Source organism: Pseudoalteromonas prydzensis (assembly GCF_001661495.1).
GTDB classification, from domain to species: Bacteria; Pseudomonadota; Gammaproteobacteria; order Enterobacterales; family Alteromonadaceae; genus Pseudoalteromonas; species Pseudoalteromonas prydzensis.
The window spans coordinates 195,414-201,958 of the sequence record NZ_BDDT01000007.1; the positions used below are offsets into that span (position 1 = coordinate 195,414).

Annotated in this window: 5 protein-coding genes and 1 rRNA gene; 5 read left to right on the forward strand and 1 reads right to left on the reverse strand. The window is 40.6% G+C overall.

The features are described from left to right. Position 1: 1 nt before the first annotated feature. The 3 genes from A7968_RS14555 to A7968_RS14565 all read left to right on the forward strand — a co-directional run bounded on the left by A7968_RS14555 (position 2) and on the right by A7968_RS14565 (position 3,515). Positions 2 to 925, forward strand: a complete 924-nt coding sequence (locus A7968_RS14555; protein WP_064667297.1) for a flagellar motor protein MotB — start codon at positions 2 to 4, stop codon at positions 923 to 925. Between the two features lie 136 nt (positions 926 to 1,061). Further along, positions 1,062 to 1,547 carry a hypothetical protein gene (locus A7968_RS14560; protein WP_064667298.1) on the forward strand — a complete coding sequence of 162 codons (486 nt, stop codon included), beginning with the start codon at positions 1,062 to 1,064 and terminating at the stop codon, positions 1,545 to 1,547. Between the two features lie 63 nt (positions 1,548 to 1,610). Beyond that, a complete protein-coding gene (locus A7968_RS14565; RefSeq protein WP_064667310.1) occupies positions 1,611 to 3,515 on the forward strand; it encodes a DNA topoisomerase III in 1,905 nt (634 codons plus the stop codon). Positions 3,516 to 3,533: 18 nt separating this feature from the next. Here A7968_RS14565 and A7968_RS14570 read toward each other — a convergent pair whose 3' ends face one another. Continuing rightward, positions 3,534 to 4,844 (reverse strand): M20 metallopeptidase family protein, encoded by a 1,311-nt coding sequence (locus A7968_RS14570; RefSeq protein ID WP_064667299.1) that lies wholly within the window; start codon positions 4,842 to 4,844, stop codon positions 3,534 to 3,536. A gap of 99 nt (positions 4,845 to 4,943) precedes the next feature. Here A7968_RS14570 and A7968_RS14575 point away from each other — a divergent pair, with 99 nt between their 5' ends. Continuing rightward, positions 4,944 to 5,801, forward strand: coding sequence for a tetratricopeptide repeat protein (locus tag A7968_RS14575; RefSeq protein WP_064667300.1), 858 nt, complete (start codon positions 4,944 to 4,946; stop codon positions 5,799 to 5,801). Positions 5,802 to 6,471: 670 nt separating this feature from the next. Continuing rightward, positions 6,472 to 6,545 (forward strand): 16S ribosomal RNA (locus A7968_RS14580); the annotation flags it as partial.

Consider the following 6,545-nt stretch of genomic DNA (forward strand, 5'->3'; position numbering starts at 1 on the left):
CATGTCTGATCAAGAGTGCAAATGCCCACCACCAGGACTTCCCGCTTGGATGGGCACGTTTGCGGATTTGATGTCACTATTGATGTGCTTTTTTGTGCTTTTGCTCGCATTTTCAGAGATGGATGTACTGAAATTCAAACAAATCGCGGGCTCGATGAAGTTTGCTTTTGGTGTACAAAATAAAATAGAAGTTAAAGATATTCCTAAGGGCACATCGGTTATTGCGATGGAGTTCACACCAGGTAAACCAGAACCGACACCAATAGAAACAATTCAACAGCAAACCGTGGAAATGACTCAGCAAATGTTGGAGTTTCAGGCTGGTGATGAAAGCTCTGCCGGTGGCCGCCAAGAACAACGTGGTAACAAGCGCGGTGGTGAATCACAAAGTACAGCACAGCAACAAGCTTCTGAGCAGTCAACCGCTGCGGCCGATCAAGAGCAAGTAAATGAGTTGGTGAAAAAAATAGCGCAACAGTTAGAGCAGCAAATCATGGACGGGGCGATTGAGCTGGAATCGTTAGGTCAGCAAATTATTATCCGCATTCGTGAAAACGGCTCATTTCCCTCTGGCAGTGCTTTTTTACAACCCAAATTCAAACCCATTATTCGTGATATAGCCACGCTTTTAAAAGATGTACCTGGCGAAATTACTGTCTCTGGGCATACTGATGATTTTCAAGTATCCAACGAGTTATATACCAATAACTGGGATTTATCATCGAAGCGTGCTGTTGCAGTGGCAACAGAAATGCAAAAAGCACAAGGCTTTGATAAAACCCGTATGGTTGTAGTCGGTCATGCAGAAACTCGTCCATTAGTCCCTAATGATACAGACGCGGACAGACGCCGCAATCGACGCGTAGAAATATCGATCATGCAAGGTAAGGCAAAAGAATCAGATCCAATAGACGTTCGTCAATGATGCTTGGCAAAGTACCTAATTTAGCTTAAAGTAACTTTTTAACAAGTGTAACGGAGTGACATATGAAAAAGATTGATAAATATAGCTATATGCCGGGCAATGGTGATGGTGACGATGATAAAAAGCCAGACTAATCATGCCTGATTGGTTTTTATATGGTATATCAATACTTACCAAAAGCTGGGTGTTTATTTTAAGCCCAGCTATTTTTGTTTTTTATCTTCGCAAAGATTGGTTAGCTTTGCGGTTTACTTTAGTGACTGCATTATTTTTTTTATATGGTGCTCTTATACATGATAGCCTAAGAGAGTTCGATGACCCGTATATTTGGCGTTATGTTGTCTGGGCATTTAACGATTTAGCCTGGATGGCGTTAATTGCTTATTTGGGCATTAAAGATAAGGTGTACCTTTGGCAAAGTGTCCTCGGTCAACTCGTTGTTATCGGCGCTCCTATCTTGCAATTATTTCGTTTGGTTGATCGTCACTTGTGGGATCTCTCCTACAGCACTATGATGTATAAAACACTGCTACCTATCATTAACACTGCAACAGTTGTGGTGTGTTATTTACCACTAATCTACTTATTTATGCGCAACCGCAAATCAGCCCAATCACTTTAATATTTCGTAACGAGCAGCTCTATGCTAGACTACTGTTTATATAAACAGTTGTTGTGGCTTGTTATGAAATTATACATTGCTGAAAAACCATCTTTAGGTCGTGCGATTGCCGATGCCCTACCAAAGCCACATAAAAAGCATGATGGCTATATTGAAGTAGCCAACGGTGATTGCGTTTCATGGTGTATAGGTCATTTATTAGAACAAGCTGAACCGGATGACTACAACGAACAATACAAAAAATGGCGTTTTGATGATTTACCTATAGTGCCACAGCAATGGCAGTTAAAGGCTAAGTCAAAAACCCGTAAGCAACTCACTGTCCTTAAAAAGTTAATCAAGCAAGCTGAGCAGCTTGTTCATGCTGGCGATCCCGACCGCGAGGGTCAGTTGCTGGTTGATGAAGTGATTGAGCAAGTTAAGTTATCACAAGCTAAAAAGCACAGTATCCAACGGTTATTGATCAGCGATTTAAACGTTAGTGCAGTTAAAAAAGCATTAGCGAGTATGCGTACTAATCGTGACTTTATTCCCCTAAGTGTTTCAGCCCTTGCGCGCTCTCGTGCTGATTGGTTGTTTGGTATGAACCTGACACGTGCTTATACCCTAGCGGGGCAAAAAGCAGGGTTTGGTAATGTACTCTCTGTTGGACGAGTACAAACACCTATTTTAGGCCTAGTGGTAAATCGTGATAATGAAATTGCTAACTTTAGAGCAAAACCATTCTATGAAGTGTTTGCCCATTTACATACCCAAGAGCAACAGAGTTTTACTGCTAAATGGCAACCAAGCAAAGCGTGTGAACCTTATCAAGATGAAGAAGGGCGGGTGTTACATCGAGGCCTTGCAGAAAATGTTGTTGCACGTATTACAGATCAACCTGGCGAAGTAACCGAACTTGAGCAAAAGCAGAAAAAACAGCAAGCGCCTTTACCGTATAATTTATCAGCCTTACAAATAGATGCTGCCAAAGCGTTTACCATGCCAGCGCAAAAGGTGTTAGATATTTGCCAAGTTTTATATGAACGCCATAAACTGATCACCTACCCTCGCTCAGATAATCGCTATTTACCAAAAGATCATCACCAAGAAGCTGCCAGTATTATAAAAGCAATCGCGACTAATGGCGGGCAAAGTGAAGCCAATTGTAATGCGGCAGATTCGTCAAGACGCAGCAAATGTTTTAATGATGCAAAAGTTGCTGCGCACCATGCAATCATACCTACGGCTAAGCAGTTAAAGTCCGCAAGTTTAAATAGCGATGAAGGCAAAGTGTATAGCTTGATTTGTCGTCATTATCTCATTCAGTTTTACCCTGATTATGTTTTTAATGAAACGAAAGTTGAGGTTACCATAGCGGGTGGTTTATTTAAGGCTAATGCTAAACAAGATGTTGAACTAGGCTTTAAAGTGCTGATGGGCAGATCTGAGCTTAAAGATCAGCAAACATTACCACCATTGGTAAAAGGTGAAAAACTTCAGTGTAGCCATGGCGAAATCATCGATAAAATGACCACGCCACCGGCACATTTCACTGATGCAACGCTGTTAAGTGCAATGACGGGGATAAGTCGTTATGTTAAAAATCCAGATATCAAAAAAATTCTTAAAGAAACGGATGGTTTAGGGACTGAAGCAACTCGGGCAGGTATCTTAGAGCTGTTGTTTAGGCGGCGCTTTTTACAACGCCAAGGTAAATCAATTTTGGCTACCCAGACAGGTAAAGCGTTAATAGGTGTATTACCCGAAGGGTTAGCAAGCCCCGATTTAACTGCAAAATGGGAAGCTTCACTGGGGGACATTGCTGAGCAGCGTATGAGTTATCAGCAGTTTTTAACACCGTTATTAAGCGACTTATCACATTTTATCGATCAAGCAGGGCAGTGTAATAGTCAAGTATTTGCGCAATTACCAAAAACGCCGCAAAAGCGACGTTTTAAAAGAAAGCCTAAACCTAAATCGGCTTAGTTGTTATGGGTAGGCGAGTTATTGGTTAAATAAAGCTACCGCGGCATTACTCATCGCTTTTATCCCTGTTGGCAGTGCAACTTTATAATCAGGCGCAAATTTACTTGAGTGCAGAGATGGTAGAATATCCCCCGATTTTTTTGCAGCAGCGTATTGAGTTTGCTCAACACCACCTAGCCAAAACAAGGTAATTGGAATGTTTTTGTCAGTTCGGCCATATAAACCAAAATCCTCACCAGCCATAACTGCTTCTGTTTCAAGTACATTACTTTCACCAATTGCGGCGCTAATTGCACTACGTACAATATTTGTTTGTGCTGGGTTATTGTAAGTTGAGGGGATTGATTCATCTTCATGTACATATACTTCAGGGGTTAAGCTCTCATCAAGTCCTGCACTAATCGCAATGCCTTTACTAATACGCTTAATTGCAGCAATTTGTTGTAAACGTACTGCGGGATTGTAGCTTCTTAGTGTTAGCTGTAGTTTTACTTGATCGGAAATAACATTGTGTTTAGAACCACCATGAATTGAGCCAACGGTGATCACCGAAGGTTCAAGTGGCGAGAGTTCGCGACTCGTTATTGTTTGCAGTGCTAAAACAATGCGTGAAGCGATCACAACAGGATCAATCGTTGTATGTGGGTAGGCACCATGGCCACCTTTACCTTTTACAGTAATATCAACTGAATCAACACTTGCCATAGTGTATTCGTTTTTCATACTTACTTTGCCTGCAGGTACACTGGCACTGACATGCAGGGCAATGACATGATCAGGAGTTGGGTATTTAGAGAATAACCCTTCTTTAAGCATTGCTTTTGCACCACCACCTACTTCTTCGGCAGGTTGTGCCACCATCATTAAAGTACCCTGCCATGCATCTTTGTGCATAACGAGTTGCTGGGCTGTGCCAATAAAAGAACTCATATGAATATCATGACCGCAACCATGCATAACACCAACAGTTGCACCTTCGTCATTAGTAACGGTTACTTTAGAAGCATAGGGTTTGCCAGTTTGCTCTATAATTGGCAAGCCATCGGTGTCAGTGCGGATCATAATTGTTGGGCCATTCCCATTTTTATAAATTCCAACTACGCCAAACCCGCCAACATTATCAGTGACATCAAAACCAAGTTGTTTGAGTTGTTTTGCTATTTTCTGCCCTGTTTGCTGTTCGTGGTAGGAGAGCTCTGGGGATTGGTGTAAATCTAAATAAAGCTTTTCAATCGCAGGCATGGTTTTATCTAGCTTGAGATCTAACGTCGTTGCACTGAGCAATGGGCTTATAAGAAGCAGGGCGGCGTAAATTTTGTGAAATTTCATAAAAGACCTTTTTGATTTATGGCTTGTAAACTGGGCTTGTAATTATTGTATCTGCCACCATATAAAACCCTAAATAGTCAGATATGGCAATCAATCGTAATGAATAATATGGTAAATGTTAATCCGCAAAACCTTCAGCAAGTATTAGGTGAAACTTCACAACAAAAACTTGTATTACTTAGTTTCTACTCTGCACAGAGCCCTGAGTGTCAATCACAAGCAGCCATTTTAGAAAAAATTGCCAGCCAATACGGAGAACATTTACTTGTTGCGACGTTGGATTGTGATATTGAACAGCAATTAGCGGCGCAACTAGCACAACAAATTGGTTTGCAAACACTGCCAACACTGGTGTTCTTAAAAGACTCTGCGCCTGTTGATATGTTAGCTGGTGCGCAGACCGAGCAACAAGTGCGTGATGTATTAGCAAAACATTTACCAGCACAACATGAACTTTTATTAGAGCAGGCTAAACAAGCTTTAATAGCACAAGATCTGAACAGTGCGTTTAATTATGCAAAGCAAGCTTATGAGTTAGATACTACAAATGCTCGCATTAAATTGGTATTGGCAGATATCTGTATTCAAATCCATAAGCTTGATGATGCACAAGCATTGTTGGCATCTGTTGCAGAGAATGAACGTGATGCCTATTTCACTAATATTCAAGCAAAGTGCGAGCAAGCACTTTTAGCACAAGAATCTCCAGAAATAAAAGCACTACAAAGCCAAGTTGAAAAATACCCGAATGATTTAGAGATCCAAGCTGAACTTGCTGATGCATTAAATCAAGCAGGTCGCAAAGAAGAGGCGTTAGAGTTGCTTTTTAACATTTTGAAAAAGGACTTAAATTTTGCTCAAGCAAAACCAACCTTTTTAGAGGTTATAGCGTCTTTACCTGATGGCGATAGCTTAGCAGCTAAATATCGTAGAAAGCTCTACAGCATATTATATTAAACAGGTTTATAGCAGATATTGAAAGCACCACAGCGAAATGGTGCTTTTTTATACTAAAAACTTGCTAAATACTAAATTTAAGTAATACTCAAAATCCTCTCGAGAAAAGTTTGTTTGTTTTTTTTTTGTCCAGAAAACCATGTGTTTTATGTGTTTTAGTGTGTTTTTTGTGCGAGTTGTACTTTATTTGAAGTTTTCTTTAAAAAACGCTTGCGTAAAATCAGTCGCGCCCTATAATGCGACCCCACTGAGACGGCAGAGCGCAACGCATAGCGGGGCATGAGCTACTTAGTAAGTCGAGTAAAACTTGAGTTTAGGTTTTTTAGAAAGTTTAAAATTAAGTGTTGACAAAAAAATAGGAAAGCGTAGTATGCGCAGCCCTAGCGACGTAAAGCAAAGCGCTTTAATCGCAACGTTCTTTAACAATATAAAGCAATCATCTGTGTGGGCACTCGTACAGATTGAGTTCTAACAGCAGATTCTAGTTCGCTAGATGACGCAAAAAATTTAGAGTCTCAATTGAAACTGAGTGACCAACAGCAATAACTTACTTAGGTTTACTTAAGAAAAGAATTGCAGCACAGTCAATTCAATATCGAAAGATATTAAATAAATTCAGAATTCATTGAGCGTGTCGGCTCTCTTTATGGGAGAAGACAGAAAAAACTTTTAATTGAAGAGTTTGATCATGGCTCAGATTGAACGCTGGCGGCAGGCCTAACACATGCAAGTCGAGCGGTAACA